Origin of the sequence: Sulfitobacter sp. HI0129 (genome assembly GCF_001635395.1) — a bacterium.
In the GTDB taxonomy this organism is placed as follows: Bacteria; Pseudomonadota; Alphaproteobacteria; order Rhodobacterales; family Rhodobacteraceae; genus Sulfitobacter.
The window spans coordinates 1-309 of record NZ_LWGH01000058.1; the positions used below are offsets into that span (position 1 = coordinate 1).

1 protein-coding gene is annotated in these 309 nt (G+C 58.6%); it reads right to left on the reverse strand.

Features of this window, described 5'->3' with window-relative positions; genetic code table 11:
* Window positions 1-309 (reverse strand): hypothetical protein (locus A3764_RS25780; protein ID WP_236627975.1); only part of this gene is annotated, 309 nt, incomplete at both ends.

The window sequence follows — 309 nt, forward strand, 5'->3', positions numbered from 1 at the left end:
TAAGGATAGGGATCGCCTGGGCAGGGAAGCCAACATCTCATCGACATCGAGCGCATATCGGTTCAGTAGGAAGGTGTCAGGTTTTCGGCGGATCTCGTAAAACTTCACCGTCGTGGGCGGATCTTCCAACGCCCTGACGACAGCATATTTGACTGCCAGCGGGCACCTCATCCCGAAGACAACCTCCTCCAATTCGATCGGAGAGTCCTGTGCACCGCGTCGACCGATGAGCCGCCATTCTTTCTCGTAGCGCCAGTCCCGAGCTTTCTTCAGAAGCACAGCGTCGTCGACGACCTGGCGGGCGCCGCG